This window comes from Corynebacterium glyciniphilum AJ 3170, from assembly GCF_007673095.1.
GTDB lineage: Bacteria > Actinomycetota > Actinomycetes > Mycobacteriales > Mycobacteriaceae > Corynebacterium.
The window spans coordinates 160,629-175,822 of sequence record NZ_VDYZ01000002.1; the positions used below are offsets into that span (position 1 = coordinate 160,629).

13 protein-coding genes are annotated in these 15,194 nt (G+C 66.3%); 6 read left to right on the plus strand and 7 right to left on the minus strand.

Annotation, left to right across the window (positions count from 1 at the left end):
* The first annotated feature begins 10 nt into the window (after positions 1–10).
* The 6 genes from FS507_RS02765 to FS507_RS02790 all read left to right on the plus strand — a co-directional run bounded on the left by FS507_RS02765 (position 11) and on the right by FS507_RS02790 (position 8,691).
* Complete coding sequence (locus tag FS507_RS02765) at positions 11–2,122, plus strand: acetyl/propionyl/methylcrotonyl-CoA carboxylase subunit alpha (protein ID WP_145941298.1); 2,112 nt, start codon at positions 11–13, stop codon at positions 2,120–2,122.
* A gap of 48 nt (positions 2,123–2,170) precedes the next feature.
* On the plus strand, positions 2,171–3,328 hold the full coding sequence (locus tag FS507_RS02770; RefSeq protein ID WP_145941441.1) for an acyl-CoA dehydrogenase family protein: 1,158 nt from the start codon (positions 2,171–2,173) through the stop codon (positions 3,326–3,328).
* 26 nt (positions 3,329–3,354) lie between these two features.
* On the plus strand, positions 3,355–4,104 hold the full coding sequence (locus FS507_RS02775; protein ID WP_145941299.1) for an enoyl-CoA hydratase family protein: 750 nt from the start codon (positions 3,355–3,357) through the stop codon (positions 4,102–4,104).
* A gap of 74 nt (positions 4,105–4,178) precedes the next feature.
* Positions 4,179–4,784 (plus strand): TetR/AcrR family transcriptional regulator, encoded by a 606-nt coding sequence (locus tag FS507_RS02780; protein WP_075814133.1) that lies wholly within the window; start codon positions 4,179–4,181, stop codon positions 4,782–4,784.
* A 108-nt stretch (positions 4,785–4,892) separates the two neighbouring features.
* Positions 4,893–6,830 carry an AMP-dependent synthetase/ligase gene (locus FS507_RS02785; protein ID WP_145941300.1) on the plus strand — a complete coding sequence of 646 codons (1,938 nt, stop codon included), beginning with the start codon at positions 4,893–4,895 and terminating at the stop codon, positions 6,828–6,830.
* Positions 6,817–8,691: an AMP-dependent synthetase/ligase gene (locus FS507_RS02790; RefSeq protein WP_145941301.1), complete on the plus strand. Its 1,875-nt coding sequence runs from the start codon at positions 6,817–6,819 to the stop codon at positions 8,689–8,691. Before FS507_RS02785 ends, FS507_RS02790 begins: the two co-directional genes overlap by 14 nt.
* Here FS507_RS02790 and FS507_RS02795 read toward each other — a convergent pair.
* The 7 genes from FS507_RS02795 to FS507_RS02825 all read right to left on the minus strand — a co-directional run bounded on the left by FS507_RS02795 (position 8,682) and on the right by FS507_RS02825 (position 15,126).
* Positions 8,682–9,302: a 2-deoxyribose-5-phosphate aldolase gene (locus FS507_RS02795; protein ID WP_145941302.1), complete on the minus strand. Its 621-nt coding sequence runs from the start codon at positions 9,300–9,302 to the stop codon at positions 8,682–8,684. The two genes, FS507_RS02790 and FS507_RS02795, sit on opposite strands and share 10 nt — an antisense overlap.
* Positions 9,303–9,307: 5 nt before the next feature.
* Positions 9,308–9,610 (minus strand): DUF2516 family protein, encoded by a 303-nt coding sequence (locus FS507_RS02800; protein WP_145941303.1) that lies wholly within the window; start codon positions 9,608–9,610, stop codon positions 9,308–9,310.
* 21 nt (positions 9,611–9,631) lie between these two features.
* The gene (locus FS507_RS02805; RefSeq protein ID WP_145941304.1) at positions 9,632–10,987 is read right to left on the minus strand and encodes a DUF445 family protein; all 1,356 of its coding nucleotides are present in this window, start codon (positions 10,985–10,987) and stop codon (positions 9,632–9,634) included.
* 108 nt (positions 10,988–11,095) lie between these two features.
* A complete protein-coding gene (locus FS507_RS02810) occupies positions 11,096–11,446 on the minus strand; it encodes a tetraspanin family protein (RefSeq protein WP_145941305.1) in 351 nt (116 codons plus the stop codon).
* Positions 11,447–11,549: 103 nt separating this feature from the next.
* Positions 11,550–12,299, minus strand: coding sequence for a succinate dehydrogenase/fumarate reductase iron-sulfur subunit (locus tag FS507_RS02815; protein WP_145941306.1), 750 nt, complete (start codon positions 12,297–12,299; stop codon positions 11,550–11,552).
* Positions 12,299–14,335: a fumarate reductase/succinate dehydrogenase flavoprotein subunit gene (locus FS507_RS02820; RefSeq protein ID WP_145941307.1), complete on the minus strand. Its 2,037-nt coding sequence runs from the start codon at positions 14,333–14,335 to the stop codon at positions 12,299–12,301. Before FS507_RS02820 ends, FS507_RS02815 begins: the two co-directional genes overlap by 1 nt.
* A 47-nt stretch (positions 14,336–14,382) precedes the next feature.
* Complete coding sequence (locus FS507_RS02825; protein WP_145941308.1) at positions 14,383–15,126, minus strand: succinate dehydrogenase cytochrome b subunit; 744 nt, start codon at positions 15,124–15,126, stop codon at positions 14,383–14,385.
* Positions 15,127–15,194 lie beyond the last annotated feature (68 nt).

Sequence of the window (15,194 nt, forward strand, 5' to 3'; positions counted from 1 at the left end):
GAAGGAAAACATGACGCACACAGAACAGGGCGCCGCGCAGACCCCCACAATCACGACGGTCCTCGTCGCCAACCGCGGCGAAATCGCGCGACGCGTATTCACCACCGCCCGACACCGCGGGCTCTCCACCGTCGCCGTGTACTCCGACGCGGACCAGAACGAACCGTTCGCACGGGAGGCCGACGCCGCCGTCCGGCTCCCCGGCAACGCCCCCGGGGAGACCTACCTCAACGCCGATGCCGTCCTCGACGCCGCCCGGCGTGCCGGTGCCGATGCGATCCACCCCGGCTACGGATTCCTCTCCGAGAACGCGGGTTTCGCCCGCGCGGTCATCGACGCCGGGCTGGTCTGGATCGGACCGTCCCCGGAGGCGATCGACGCCATGGGCTCCAAGACGGAGGCCAAGAAGCTCATGGAGGCCGCCGGGGTCCCGGTACTGACCAACCTGGACACCGCCGAGATCACCGAGGAGATGCTTCCTGTCCTGGTCAAGGCCTCCGCCGGCGGCGGCGGACGCGGCATGCGGGTGGTCCGCACGCTGGACGAGCTGGAGTCGGAGACCTCCGCCGCCGTCCGTGAGGCCGAGAGCGCCTTCGGTGACGGCACCGTGTTCATCGAGCGCTACATCGAGTCCGGCCGCCATATCGAGGTCCAGCTCATGGCGGACAACCACGGCGGAGTGTGGGCGGTGGGCGAGCGTGAGTGCTCGATCCAGCGCCGCCACCAGAAGGTGATCGAGGAAGCGCCGTCGCCGCTGGTCGAGCGTGTCGACGGGATGCGTGACCGTCTCTTCGAGGCCGCCCGGGCGGCAGCCCACGCCATCGGCTACAGCGGTGCCGGCACCGTGGAGTTCCTGGCGAATGACAAGGGCGAGTTCTTCTTCCTGGAGGTCAACACCCGGTTGCAGGTCGAGCACCCGGTCACCGAGGCGACCACCGGCCTCGACCTCGTCGGTCTGCAGTTCGACGTGGCCGCCGGGTTCCACCTGCCCTCGGAGAACCCTCCCGCCCTCGACGGGTGGGCCGTCGAAGCCCGTGTCTACGCCGAGGACCCCCGCCATGATTACCGGCCGATGTCCGGCGAGGTGCTCCGCTTCGACTTCGATGACGTCGTGTCGTCCTTCACCGGCCCGCACGTGCCCGGGATCCGGCTCGACGCCGGGCCGGAGACAGCCCCGGGGCGTCCCGCCGTGGTGGGCGTGAACTACGACGCGATGCTCGCCAAGGTCATCTCCTGGGCCCCGACCCGCGCGGAGGCCGTCGGACGGCTCAGCGGGGCGCTGCGTCGGGCCCGTGTCCACGGACTCGGCACCAACCGTGACCAGCTGGTCCGCATTCTGGATGACGCGGACTTCCGCGCCGGTGACATCAACACGGCCTTCCTGGAGAGCACCCACACCGAGGTCTCGACGGTCCCGCTGGCCGACGATGACACGGTGTCGGTGTCCGCCTTCGCCGCGGCCGTCGTCGCCGAGGCCGACGCGACCTCGACCCGGCCGACCCGGCATGTCCGTGCCGGCTTCCGGCTCTTCGGCGACGCCCGCACCACCCACCGGTACACCGTCGGGCAGGGTTCCGGGGACGCGGAGAACGGTGTCGACGTGGACGTCGTCCGCTCCTCGCGATCCTCCGGCGGCGAGTCCGTCACCCTCGGCAGCGACCGGAACGTCCGGCTGGTGGCCGTCACACCACCTGACGGTGTCAACCGCGACACCGGTACACCGGCCACCGTGATCCTCGAGGTGGACGGCATCCGACGTACCCTGACCGTCCACCGCTACCCCGGTGGCGGTGTCGGGGTCGACTCCGCTCTCGGCCCGGTCATGCTCACCGAACGCCCCCGGTACGACGACCCCTCCGACATCGTCGCCGAGGGAGCCCTGGTCGCCCCCATGCCCGGGACGGTAACCAGTGTCTCCGTCACCGTCGGCGACGAGGTCACCACCGGTCAGAAGCTCATGACCATTGAGGCGATGAAGATGGAGCACACCATCTCGGCCACCACTGACGGCACGGTCAGTTCACTCGCCGCCGCCACCGGGGACCACATCGAGACCGGCACCCTGCTGGCGGTCATCGATTCCCCCGACGCATCAGACACCGACAACCAGACCGACAACTAACCCGCTCAACCACCAAGGAGAAAAACCATGTCACAGCCCCAGGTCAGCATGCCGCTCAACGACACCCCGGAGCAGGAGGAACTACGCAAGACCGTCCGTGCACTCGCCGAAAAGTACGGCTACAAGTACATGGTCGAGAAGGCCGACGCCGACGAGTACCCCACCGAACTGTGGAAGGAAGCCGGCGAACTCGGCTTCGTCGGGGTGAACCTTCCCGAGGAGTACGGCGGCGGCGGTGCGGGGCTCCTCGAGCTCTCCATCGTCCAGGAGGAACTGTCCTCCCAGGGATGCGGCCTTCTGATGCTCGTCGTGTCCCCGGCGATCTGCGGTTCCATCATCGCCGCCTTCGGCACCCCCGACCAGAAACAGCGCTGGCTGCCCGGTATCGCCTCCGGTGAATTCATCAGCGCTTTCGGCATCACCGAGGCCGACGCCGGCACCAACAGCCACAACATCACCACCACGGCGAAGAAGGACGGTGACGAGTGGGTCCTCAACGGCCAGAAGACCTTCATCTCCGGCGTCGACCAGGCCGACGCCGTCCTCATCGTCGCCCGCGCCCACGACGAGCGCACCGGCAAGCTGAAGCCGGCGCTGTTCATGGTGCCCACCGACTCCGAAGGATTCTCGAAGTCCCTCATCCCCACCGAGGTCATGCTGCCGGAATCCCAGTACACGCTGTTCCTGGACGATGTCCGCCTCAAGGACGAGGACCTCGTCGGTGACATGGACGCCGGTATCTTCCAGCTCTTCGTCGGCCTCAACCCCGAGCGCATCATCGCCACCGCGATGGCGACCGGCATGGCCCGCTACGCTCTCGACACCGCCGTGAAGTACGCCAACGAGCGGGTCGTCTGGAAGACCCCCATCGGCGCCCACCAGGGACTGTCCCACCCCCTGGCGCAGTGCCGGATCGAACTCGAGCAGGCCCGCCTGATGTGCCGCAATGCCGCAGCACGCTTCGACCAGGGGGACCTCGACGGTGCCGCGACCGCGGCGAACATGGCCAAGTACGCCGCCGGCGAAGTCTCCGCCCGGTCGATCGACCAGGCCGTCCAGACTCTCGGCGGCAACGGGCTCACCGCCGAATACGGACTGGCACGCATGTACGCCGCATCACGACTGCCCCGCATCGCCCCGGTCAGCCGCGAGATGCTGCTGAACTACGTCGCCCAGACCGTCATGGGCCTGCCCAAGAGCTACTGACCGGCCCACCCCACCAGGAGTAGAACATGGCCATCACCACCGCCACCGAGAACAGCACGGCGCGGATCACCATCGACGCCCCGGACCGCCGGAACGCCCTGTCACCGACACTGATCCGGGACCTCACCGACGCCCTGGAGGCTGCCGCGCAGGATGAGGCCGTCCGCAGCGTGATCCTGGACCACACCGGATCGACCTTCTGTTCCGGAGCCGACCTCGCGGCCGTGGGCGACACCCCACCCGAGCAGGTCACCGCCAGTTTCATCACTGTGCTACGTACCATCGTCGAGTTGCCGAAACCAGTCACCGCCGTCGTCGACGGCAATGTGCGGGCCGGAGGAATGGGCCTGGCCGCCGCCTGTGACATGGTGTTCGCGTCCCCGGACTCGTCCTTTGCGACGACGGAGACCAGGATCGGTGTGGCTCCGGCGATGATCGCCCTCACCGTCCTGCCCCGGCTCACCTCCCGTGCCGCATCCCGTTTCCTTCTCACCGGTGAACGTTTCGACGCCGAGACCGCAGAGCGCCACGGACTGGTCACCGCTGTCGTCGAGGATCCCCACCGACAGGCACGCGACACCGCAGACAACCTGCTGCGCTGTTCACCCCAGGGACTGCGCGAAACCAAGATGATCCTCAACCAGGCCGTCATCGCCGGTTTCGACACCGGGGCCGACGCCCTGGCCGCGAAGTCCGCTGAACTGTTCGCCACTCCGGAGGCGCTGGAGGGCATCACCGCCTTCCTCCAGAAGCGTCCGCCGAACTGGGCTGCGTGACACCGACCGCGCCATCACACCAGGACACCAGGTGTTACAGTGACTGACGATCGACCGAGGAGCCCGGAGGACACATGTCGAGCAGAGTAGCCCAGCAGGAGCGCAGCAAGGTGACCAGACGTCGCCTGCTGGAGGCTGCTCTGGCGACGCTGTCCGACCAGGGCTTCCCGGCAACAACCGTCAGCGCCGTCGCCGCCCGCGCCGGAGTCTCCCGGGGAGCTGCCCAGCACCACTTCCCCACCCGGGATTCGCTGGTCGAGGCAGCCCTCGAGGAGTTCTTCTCGGAACGCACCCAGAAACTCCGGACGAGTGTGGCCAACCTGTCCACCGGCACCAACGGCGCCCCGGTGGATGAGGTCCTCGAACTCGTCTTCGGCTTCTTCAGCAACCGCCCGTTCCACGCGGCCCTCCACATCTGGGCCGCCGCAAGCACGGACGCCAGCCTCCGCGAGATGATCGTTCCCGCCGAGGCCAGGTACGGGCGTGAGGTCTACCAGCTCACGGCCCTGGCGCTGAACGCCGACCTGTCCGACCAGCACACCCGTCGGCTCCTGGGCCTGACCCTGGACGTCGCCCGCGGGCTCGGGCTCGGCTCGGTCCTCGTGGACACCCGCGAACACCAGCGCCACGCGCTGGAAACATGGTCGGCCATTCTGGCCGACATCAAGCGCAACGACTGACCACCTCCCCGACCTCCCTGTCACCACATACCACGGGACACGTCTCTCTCCACATGCTTAGCTTCCGAGACAATAGCGTCAACTGAGAGGTTCCCCGGAGGACCATCCATGACCAGCTTCACCCCCGATACCAGCGATACCAGCGACGCCACCGACATCACCGTCCGGACTGTCGGCCACATGCTGCGCCGACGGGTCGAATCGACTCCGCACCGGCGGGCATTCACCTATCCCGACACCACCTCGAGCGGCAGGGACTGGGCGGTCGCCACCTGGTCACAGGTCGGTTCCGACACCGACGAGGTCGCAGCCGGGCTCATCTCCCTGGGAGTCGCCCCGGGCCAGCGTGTCGCTATCGCGAGTTCCACCCGTTACGAATGGGTCACCGCAACCTACGCCACGATGAGTGCCGGCGCGGCGACCGTCGCCGTCTACCCCACCACCGTCACAGCGGACGTCCGCCACATCATCGGGGACTCCGGCGCCCGGGTCGTCTTCGCCGAGGACGCCGAACAACTGGCTAAACTGGCCGTCCTGCGTGACCAGCTCCCGGACGTGCACACCGTCGTCGTCTTCGACAATGACCTGCCCGATCGTCCCGACGGCTGGGTCGTCACCCTCGACGAGCTGAGGCAGAGCGGGCGCGACTACCTCGACAGGCACCCCGGTGCCGTCGCCGCACGCACCGACGGTACCGGGCCCGACGATCTCGCCACCCTGATCTACACCTCCGGGACCACCGGGCGCCCCAAAGGAGTACTGCTCCCACACCGGGTGTGGGTCTCCCAGGTCCACGCCATCGCCGAGACCGTCCGTTCCGAGCCTGCGCCCGGCGATACCGGCGATACCGGCGAGGCCGTGCTGCTGGACATCGACGACAAGCAGTTCCTCTGGCTGCCGCTGGCACATGTCATGGGGAAGCTGATGGTCCTGCTGCCCCTCCACATCGGATTCGAGACCACCATCGACGGCCGGATCGACAGGATCGTCGACAACATCGGGAGATCACGTCCGACCTTCATGGCGTCGGTGCCACGCATCTTCGAGAAGGCCTACACCGGCATCGCCACGATGATGGCCGAGGAGCCCGGCCCCTGGCGTATCAGGGAGAGGCTGTTCCACTGGGCCAGCCGGGTCGGGGTCCGGGTCTTCGACGCCGAACACGGTCACGGTACCGCCACCCGGTGGGACCGTATCCAGGCGCGCCTCGCCGACCGGCTGGTGTTCTCGACCGTGCGTCAGCGTTTCGGGGGACGGATCCGCTACTTCATCTCCGGATCCGCCGCCCTCAACACCGACGTCGCCCGCTGGTTCGGCGCCGCCGGGCTCCCCGTCCTGGAGGGGTACGGCATGACCGAAAGCAACGTCGCGACACTGGGTCTACCGTCGACCTACCGGGCCGGTACCGTCGGCGAACCGCTCCACGGCTTCAAGGTCCGCATCGCCGACGACGGTGAGGTCCTCGTCCACGGCCCCGGGGTCATGGCCGGATACCACGACAACCCGGAGGAGACCGCGCAGGCACTCACCGAGGACGGCTGGCTGCACACCGGGGACATCGGCGAACTCGACGAGCAGGGACGCCTGCGCATCACCGACCGCAAGAAGGAACTGTTCAAGACCTCCAACGGCAAGTACGTGGCACCGGCGCTGATGGAGGCCCGGTTCAAAGGCCTCTGTCCGGTGGCGTCACAGATCGTGGTCATCGGTGAGTGTCGCCCGTACGTCGGTGCGCTGATCGCACTGGACGAAGCTGCCGTGACCGCCTGGGCGCGTCGGGAGAACCTACCCGGTGACTACGGGGAAATCACCGCCGACCCCCGGACACACACCATGGTCCAGAGCTTCGTCGACGAGCTCAACAGCACCCTCAACCCGTGGGAGCAGGTCAAGACCTTCCGCATCCTCGACCGGGAACTTTCCGTCGACGAGCAGGAGCTCACCCCGTCGCTGAAACTCCGGCGGCGCCCCGTGGCCGACCACTTCGCCTCCGACATCGCCTCGCTGTACCCCACCGCCCAAGGAGAACACCATGACCACCGCTGACGTCACCACCTTCGATCCCCCGGTCCGCTCCACCGGACACATGCTGCGCAAACGCATCGCCGAGACCCCGGACCGCCGCGCCTACAGTTACCCCGTCACAGACGGCACAGACGAAACCTGGACCACGTTGACATGGGGCGAGGTCGGCACCCAGGCCGCCGAGGTCGGTGCCGGCCTGATCTCCCTGGGTGTCCGGGCCGAGCAGCGCGTCGCCATCGCCAGCACCACCCGCTACGAGTGGGCTCTGGCTGACTACGGCATCGTCTTCGCCGCCGCCGCCACTGTGACCGTCTTCCCCACCACGCTCGCCGAAGACGTCCGCTTCATCCTCGATGACTCAGACAGCACCGTCGTCTTCGTCGAGGACGCCGACCAACTGGCCAAGATCACCGGTCTCCGCCCGGAACTGCCGAAAATCCACACAGTGGTCGTCCTCGACGATGCAGTCCCCGACGACGCTGACCCCGGGTGGGTGATCAGCATGGATGACCTGCGACGTCGTGGCAGGGAACGACTCGGCTCACATCCCGGCGAGATCGACGCGCGCATCGACAACACCGACCTCGACGACCTCGCCACCCTGATCTACACCTCCGGAACCACCGGACGCCCCAAAGGAGTACTTCTCCCCCACCGTGTCCTGGTTTTCGAGGTCCTGGCCATGGAGGGCACGATGCGCCGGACGTCCCCAGAGGACACGCTGACCATCGACGACAAGCAGTTTCTGTGGCTCCCCCTGTCGCACGTGATGGGGAAACTGCTGCTGATGATGCCGGTCCACCTCGGCTTCGAGACCGCCATTGACGGCCGCGTCGACCGCATCGTGTCCAACCTCCCTGTCGTCCGGCCCACCTTCATGGGGTCCGCGCCGCGGATATTCGAGAAAGCCTACAACGGCATCGTCACCATGATGGCCGATGACCCCGGTCCCCTGCGCATCCGGGAGAGAATGTTCCGATGGGCCAGCCGCGTGGGAGTGAAGGTCTTCGACGCCGACCACGGTGACGGCAGCACCACGGCGACCCGGTGGGACCGCATCCAGGCCCGTCTCGCCGACCGGCTGGTCTTCTCCACGGTCCGGGAACGTTTCGGAGGGCGGATCCGCTACTTCATCTCCGGGTCTGCCGCCCTCAACACCGACATCTCACGGTGGTTCGGGGCCGCCGGAATGATCATCCTGGAGGCCTACGGGATGACCGAGTCCGGCGGCGGATCCTGCCTGGGCATGCCGAACGCCTACCGTACCGGCAGGATCGGACGTCCCCTGGACGGCGTGGAACTACGTATCGCCGAGGACGGCGAGATCCTCTTCCGCTGCGCCGGGGTGATGGACGGGTACCACAACAATCCGGAGGCAACCGCCGAGGCACTGTCCGAGGACGGCTGGATGCACACCGGGGACATCGGGGACATGGACGAGGACGGATTCGTGCGGATCACCGACCGCAAGAAGGAACTGTTCAAGACCTCCAACGGCAAGTACGTGGCACCGGCGCTCATAGAGGCGGAATTCAAGGGGTTGTGTCCGGTCGCCTCGAACCTGGTTGTCATCGGCGAAGGACGTCCCTACGTGAGCGCGCTGGTGGCACTGGACGAGGATGCGTTGCTGGCGTGGGCCGGGCGTACCGGCGTTGACGGCGACTACGCCCGCGTCGCCGCAGATCCCCGGACGAGGACACTGGTACAGGGCTACATCGATGAGCTGAATTCTTCGCTGAACCGGTGGGAACAGGTCAAACGGTTCCAGATCCTCCCCCGTGACCTCACTGTCGAGAACGCGGAGCTGACTCCGTCGCTCAAACTACGCCGCAAACCCGTGGCCGCGAACTTCGCGGACCAGGTGGAGGCGAACTACCCCTGAAGCAGTTCCGCGGGCATGCTGACTCCCACGGCCCCCGCCTCATGAACTGCGTGCAGGTTGACTGCGGACGGTGCGGTGCCATGGAGGGTGCACACCACCGACAGAGCCGAACCCGTCACCGCTGCGACCGCAACGGGGACCTGTTCTACGCCGTCCACCACGACGACGTCCGCGCCCGCCGTCACCGCGGCACAGCAGAATGTCTCCAGGTGTCCGTCGTCCACCGGCGTCTCGCCGACGGCGACCCGCAACTGCGCCGGATAGGGAACAGCTTCGCGCAGGGTGACGATCTCACTGATCATGGCGTTGCGGTCGGCGGCGACGACGTTGGCGGGGTCGAGGACGGCGTGGGCCTCGTAGGCCCCGTTGACGACAGCCATATGTGCTTCGCTGGCCTTGATCAGTGGATGATGCTTGCCCGTCGGATAGCCGGCGACAGACACCAGACGCAGCCCTTCCGGCGCATGACGCAGGGGGAACATCGTGGGCGGGAGACACACCGACGTGCAGCCGAGAGCCGTCGCCCGTTCAAGCAGGGCAGATGCATCGGCGCGGGTGCAGGTGGGGGCGAGCAGGGTCGCTTCGAGCCACGGCCCGCGGACAGGACTCACCGAGGTCACTGGGCGTTGCCGAGCACGTCACGGATGGACGGACGGATATCCTGCCAGTAGATACCCACGATCACGGCACCGACGATCCAGACCATGGAGATCAGCGGTCCGAGCACCACGACGCCGAGAGCGGAGCCGCCGAGCAGCAGCAGCCAGTTCTGCTTCGACCGGTCGATGACCGTGAAGGCGTCGTCCCTGGTCATCGCTACCTGGATCGCGCCCCACACCGCCGCGATGACCACGAGGGCCAAGAAGCCGAGCTGCAGGTAGTTCAGGCCTCTGAAAGCCAGGTTCACAAAGTCGATCATGGCTCCCAAGTCTATCGGACCTCACAGGACTGTGAACATCAGCTCCGACACGGTGTAGATCGCCAGGCCAGCCAGCGACCCCACCACGGTGCCGTTGACCCGGATGAACTGGAGGTCCTTGCCGACCATCAACTCGATCCGGTCGCTGGCCTCGTCGGCGTCCCAACGCTCCACGGTCTCACCGATGATCCCGGTGACCTCGCCCGCGTAGTTCTCAGCCAGGTAGGACGCAGCCCCCACGATGCGCTTCTCCAACGAGGCCCGGAGCTCTTCCTCCGTACGGACACGGGTGGCGAAATCCGAGACCCAGGTGACGATCTTCGTCCGTAGCACGGAGTTCTCGTCCCGTGCCATCGTCGTCAGCGTGGACCGTACCGACTCCCACAACGTGCCCGGCAGCGCCTGCACCGTCGGAGAATTCATGATGTCGCCCTTGAGGTTCTCCACCCGGGTGATCATCGCCGGGTCGTGCTGCAGGTCCTGGGCGAGTTGGCTGATGAACCGGCGGATGGCGTGCCTGGCCTCGTGCTCCGGGTTGCCGCGCACGTCACCGGTGAACTGCACGACCTCCCGGTAGACCCTGTCACCGACCAGGTCACGGACGAACCGGGGTGCCCAGGTGGGTGTGCGTTCGTCCAGGAGCCGGACGATGAGCTCCTCACTGTCCCGGGCTTTGTCGTCCAACCAGACGACCACGGCGTCGACCACGGGTTCGGTGCGTCCCTCACTGATCAGCTGCTCCAGACCTCGCCCCAGGGGAGGCCCCCAGGTCGGCTCGGAGACTTTGTCGATCACCAGTGTCCGCAGCAGTTGTTCTGCCTCCCTCGGATCCACCCCGTTGACCACGAGGTCGATCAACCGGGATGCCTCAACGCCGGTACGTTCCGCTCCTCCCTGGTCCAGCACCCAGTCGGCGGCACGCTCCGGAATTCTGGCCTGACGGAGCTTGTCGGTGATCAACGCGGCATTGAGGAAGTTCTCGCCGACGAAGGAGCTGAGAGCGTGGCCGACCTGGTCCTTCTTGCGTTTGATGATCGCGGTGTGGGGGATCGGGATACGCAGCGGGTGTCGGAACAGTGCGGTGACGGCGAACCAGTCCGCCAGTGCTCCGACCATACCGGCTTCGCTGGCGGCCCGGACATACCCCGTCCAACCGCCGTCTCTGCCGGTGGCCTCCAACCACCGGCAGACCAGGTAGATCGCCGTGGCGATCACCAGCAGGCTGGTGGCGAACGCCTTGTGGCGGCGCAGGTCACGGCGACGTTCCGCCTCGGATTCCGGGGATGGTCCGGGGACCGCGAGTCGGTTGTCGGTAGGGCTGTCGTCGATGTTGTCGATGTTGTGGATGTTGTGGAGGGGAGACGTCACCCGGCCCATTATTCCACCTGTGAGGGAGATGCCACGCGGACATGCTTCAGCCCCCTGTCCGCCCGGGGATGTGGACGGGAACCAGGGGGCTGGGGAGCGCTGGAGGCGCGGGGTCGGTCAGTAGACCCGACCGGTCTGCTTACGGTACTCACGGGTGCCGCGGCGACCGATATGAATACCGAGGAAGGAGGCGAGAAGGAGGACAATGCCGGCGGCCCAGCCGACGATGCCGATGGTGACACCGTGCTCCTGGGCGTCGACGCTGTAGGCGGCGAATCCGAAGATTCCGATGCCCATGATGAACACGGCGACGACCAGCAGCCCCATGGACAGCCAGGTCACGCCGCGCTGCAGTGACGAATGCGGCGCGTCCCAGCTGGACGGGACATAGCCCTCGAGGTACTCCGGCGACGCGGAGTGCTCACCTTTGGTATCTGAATGCGGAAACATCATCGGTTCTTCTCTCATCCTTCGGTACTCCCCGGGGACGTCGGACCCGGGCGACACCATGATTCTAGCGCACGGGTGTAGGCGGGGGCCTACTCGTGCACCGGTGAATCAGGGTGGCTGGCTAATCCGCCTTCCCGCGGATCGCGGCGCGGGCACGCTCCTTGGTGATCGCGGCGACAGCGGTCAGCGGAATACCCGCCGGGCACACGTCGGCGCACTCACCGTAGAGCGAGCAGGGCCCGAAGGTCCCCTCAGCCTCGTCGACCATGTTCTTCGCCCGACGTCCACGCTCCTGACGGCCCAGCGGAGACAGGGTCATGTGCACCAGCTTCGCGCCGGTGAACAGGTGGGATGCACCGTTCGGGCAGGCGGCCACGCAGGCACCGCAACCGATGCAGGCGGCGTGGTCGAGGGCCAGCTCGGCGTCCTCGTGGTTGACCAGCAGGCTGTCGGCGTCCGGGGCGGTACCGGCGGCCATGGACACGAAGCCGCCCTTCTCCATGACGCGGTCCAGTGCGGACCGGTCGACGACCATGTCCTTGATCACCGGGTACGCCGCAGAGCGCAGCGGCTCGAGCTTGATGCTGTCACCGTCGTTGAAGCTGTACAGACGCTGCTGGCAGGCCGGCTTGTTCTTGTCCGGACCGTGCGGGCGGCCGTTGACCGTCAGGCCACAGGTGCCGCAGATGCCTTCGCGGCAGTCCGAGGCGAAGGCGAAGGGCTCCTTGCCGTCTTCGACGTACGTCGAGTTGACGTGGTCGAGGAGTTCCAGAATGGACATTTCCTGTTCGGCATCGGGGACGTCCACCGACTCGAAGTGGCCCTCCGAGGTGTGGTCCGCCTGACGCCAGATCTCAAGATGCAGTTTCATTACTTGTAGTTCCTTGTCATCAGCGGGATGCGGTCAAAGTACAGCGGCTCCGAGTGACGGACGAAGGTCTCCGGCTTCTCGCCCGGCTCCCAGGCGGAGACGAAGCACCACTCGTCGTCGTTACGCTCGGCTTCGCCGTCCTCGTCGAGGTGATCCTCGCGGTAGTGCGCGCCACAGGACTCGTCGCGGTCGAGCGCGTCGACGCACATGAGCTCACCGAGATCCAGGTAGTCGGCAACGCGGATGGCGTTCTCGAGCTGCTGGTTCATCTCGTCCTTGCCGCCGGGCACGAAGACGTTCTCCCAGAAGTCCGCACGGACCTTCCGGATCTCGTCGATGCCGGACTGCATCCCCTCGACGGTGCGGGCCACGCCGCAGCAGCGGTAGAGGATCTCACCGAGCTGACGGTGGTAGTACTCCGCGCCGTGCGGGTTGGGCCCACGGATACTGAGGATCTTGTCGATACGCTCCTCGGTCCGCTTCAGTGCGGCCTGCGCGGCCTCCGAGTCGGTGTCCGGGGCGTCCTGTCCCAGCAGCGGTGCCAGGTAGTTCGGGACGGTGAAAGGCAGGGTGAACCAGCCTTCCACGGACGACGAGAGCAGCGAGTTCGCGCCCAGACGGTTCGCACCGTGGTACATCCAGGACGACTCACCCGAGCAGAAGAGCCCGGGGATCGACGTCATCTCGTGGAAGTCCGTCCACAGCCCGCCCATGGTGTAGTGGCAGGTCGGGGCGATGCGCATCGGCTCCTTGTACGCGTCGTCACCGATGGCCTCCTCGTACATCTGGATGAGGTTGGAGTAACGCTCACGGATGGTGTCCTCCCCCAGCTTCGCGATGGCGTGGGTGAGGTCCAGGTACACCGAGTTCTTCTTCGGACCGACGCCGTAGCCGGCGTTGATCTGCTGCGCATTCGCACGGGAGGCGATGTCACGCGGAACCAGGTTGCCGAACGCGGGGTAACGACGCTCGAGGAAGTAGTCGCGCTCGTCCTCGGGGATGTCGTTGGGGTGGCGCTCGTCGCCCTTGGTGGTGGGCGTCCAGATGCGGCCGTCGTTACGCAGCGACTCGGACATCAGGATGGTCTTGGACTGCCAGTCCGAGTTGACCGGCAGACCGGTCGGGTGGAACTGCACGAAGGACGGGGACGCCATGTAGGCACCCTGCTCGTAGGCACGCATGATCGCGCTGGCGTTGGAGTTCTTGGCCAGCGTGGACATGTGGTACACGTTGCCGTACCCGCCGGTGGCCAGCACCGTCGCGTGACCCGTGTGGGTCGACAGCTCACCGGTGATGATGTTGCGGGTGACGATGCCCTTGCACACACCGTCCTCGACGATGATGTCCTGCACGTCGGAGTGGGTGAAGATCTCCACGTTGCCGGCACCGATCTGACGGTACAGGGCCGAGGTCGTGGCCAGCTGCAGCTGCTGACCGGTCTGTCCGCGGGTGTAGTAGGTGCGGGAGACCTGCACGCCGCCGAAGGAGCGGGTGGCCAGGGTTCCGCCGTACTCGCGGGAGAACGGGGCACCGATGGCGTTCATGTGGTCGATGACCTTGCCGGACTCCATGGCCAGACGCCAGCAGTCGTTCTCGCGGCACCGGTAGTCGCCGCCCTTGACGGTGTCCTTGGTGTGGTTGTAGGTGGAGTCGTTGTCCAGCTTCTTCGACCGCGACGAGTTCACACCGCCCTGCGCGGCGATGGAGTGCGCGCGACGGGGGCTGTCATGGTACGTGAAGACCTTGACGTCGTAGCCGAGCTCGCCGAGTGCCGCAGCTGCCGCGCCACCGGCCAGGCCGGTACCGACGATCAGGATGCGGAACTTCGCGCGGTTCAGCGGCGACACGAGCTTGAAGTGCTCCTTGTCGAACTGCCACTGCTGCTGCTGGCCGACCTCGTGTGGGGCGTTGTCGCCGATGACGTTACCGACAGACACGCCGTCCACCTTGGACTTCGGGGCGGCGAAGGCCTGCAGTGCCTCGTCGTAGTCGAAGTCCGGGGTCTGGTTGTGCGGGTGGGGCTTACTGATTCCCATAGTCTCTTCTCTCTTCCTAGGTCCCTTTTGTTCGCTGACGTCCGGGACTAATCCACCACGCCGAACATCACCATCAGCGGGATGGAGATGTTGCCGATCATGACGACCGCGGGCAGCAGGTAGGCGATCCACAGCATGACCTGACGGGTCCGGTGGCCGGTGATACCCAGGTCAGAGGATGCGGTCCAGATTCCGTGGCTCAGGTGCAGGAAGAGGACGACCATGCACAGGATGTAGAAGATCGCCACACCCGGGCGCTCGAAGGAGGCCACCAGGTTGGCGTACACCTCGCCGTGCTCGAACGCGGTCGCTGCCGCCGGTTCTGCGCCGATGGTCAGGTCCAGGATGTGGAAGATGATGAACAGCAGCAGGATGATGCCGGTCTCCAGCATGGAGCCGGCGGTGAAGGTGTTCCACCCCTTCACCTTGGCTGTGCGGCGGAACCGGCCGCGGGACTCCCGGGACCGCTTCTTCAGCGCGAAAGCGCACCACACGTGCAGGATCAGCGAGGCCAGCAGGACCACCCGGGCGATCCACAGGAAGCCTTCGTGCGGGATGAGCGGCTCGCCGATTTCGCGCAGGAAACCTGCATACTCGTTGAAGTGGTCGGCACCTGTGTAAACCTTCAGGTTTCCGACCATGTGGACGAGGACGTAGAGGGCGAAGATGATGCCCGTCACGGCCATCGTCAGCTTCATCGCCCAGGAGGGGAAGCCCGGCTTCTCCCTCAACGGTTTGATGGAAATTTTCCCGTGCTCGATTGCAGCGGGATCGTCGTATTTAACAGTCATGGCACCTCCAGTGTCATAGACACTGTACGACCCTCATAGTGGCAAGCACCAACCGACCCCGACTGTCG

Bases quoted from the DNA above. Each gene is read 5' to 3' on its own strand.
- FS507_RS02815 (WP_145941306.1), bottom strand. From the start codon at position 12,299: ATGAAACTGCATCTTGAGATCTGGCGTCAGGCGGACCACACCTCGGAG.
- FS507_RS02800 (WP_145941303.1), bottom strand. From the start codon at position 9,610: ATGATCGACTTTGTGAACCTGGCTTTCAGAGGCCTGAACTACCTGCAG.
- FS507_RS02820 (WP_145941307.1), bottom strand. From the start codon at position 14,335: ATGGGAATCAGTAAGCCCCACCCGCACAACCAGACCCCGGACTTCGAC.
- FS507_RS02770 (WP_145941441.1), top strand. From the start codon at position 2,171: ATGCCGCTCAACGACACCCCGGAGCAGGAGGAACTACGCAAGACCGTC.
- FS507_RS02825 (WP_145941308.1), bottom strand. From the start codon at position 15,126: ATGACTGTTAAATACGACGATCCCGCTGCAATCGAGCACGGGAAAATT.
- FS507_RS02775 (WP_145941299.1), top strand. From the start codon at position 3,355: ATGGCCATCACCACCGCCACCGAGAACAGCACGGCGCGGATCACCATC.
- FS507_RS02765 (WP_145941298.1), top strand. From the start codon at position 11: ATGACGCACACAGAACAGGGCGCCGCGCAGACCCCCACAATCACGACG.
- FS507_RS02790 (WP_145941301.1), top strand. From the start codon at position 6,817: ATGACCACCGCTGACGTCACCACCTTCGATCCCCCGGTCCGCTCCACC.
- FS507_RS02785 (WP_145941300.1), top strand. From the start codon at position 4,893: ATGACCAGCTTCACCCCCGATACCAGCGATACCAGCGACGCCACCGAC.
- FS507_RS02810 (WP_145941305.1), bottom strand. From the start codon at position 11,446: ATGAGAGAAGAACCGATGATGTTTCCGCATTCAGATACCAAAGGTGAG.
- FS507_RS02805 (WP_145941304.1), bottom strand. From the start codon at position 10,987: ATGGGCCGGGTGACGTCTCCCCTCCACAACATCCACAACATCGACAAC.
- FS507_RS02780 (WP_075814133.1), top strand. From the start codon at position 4,179: ATGTCGAGCAGAGTAGCCCAGCAGGAGCGCAGCAAGGTGACCAGACGT.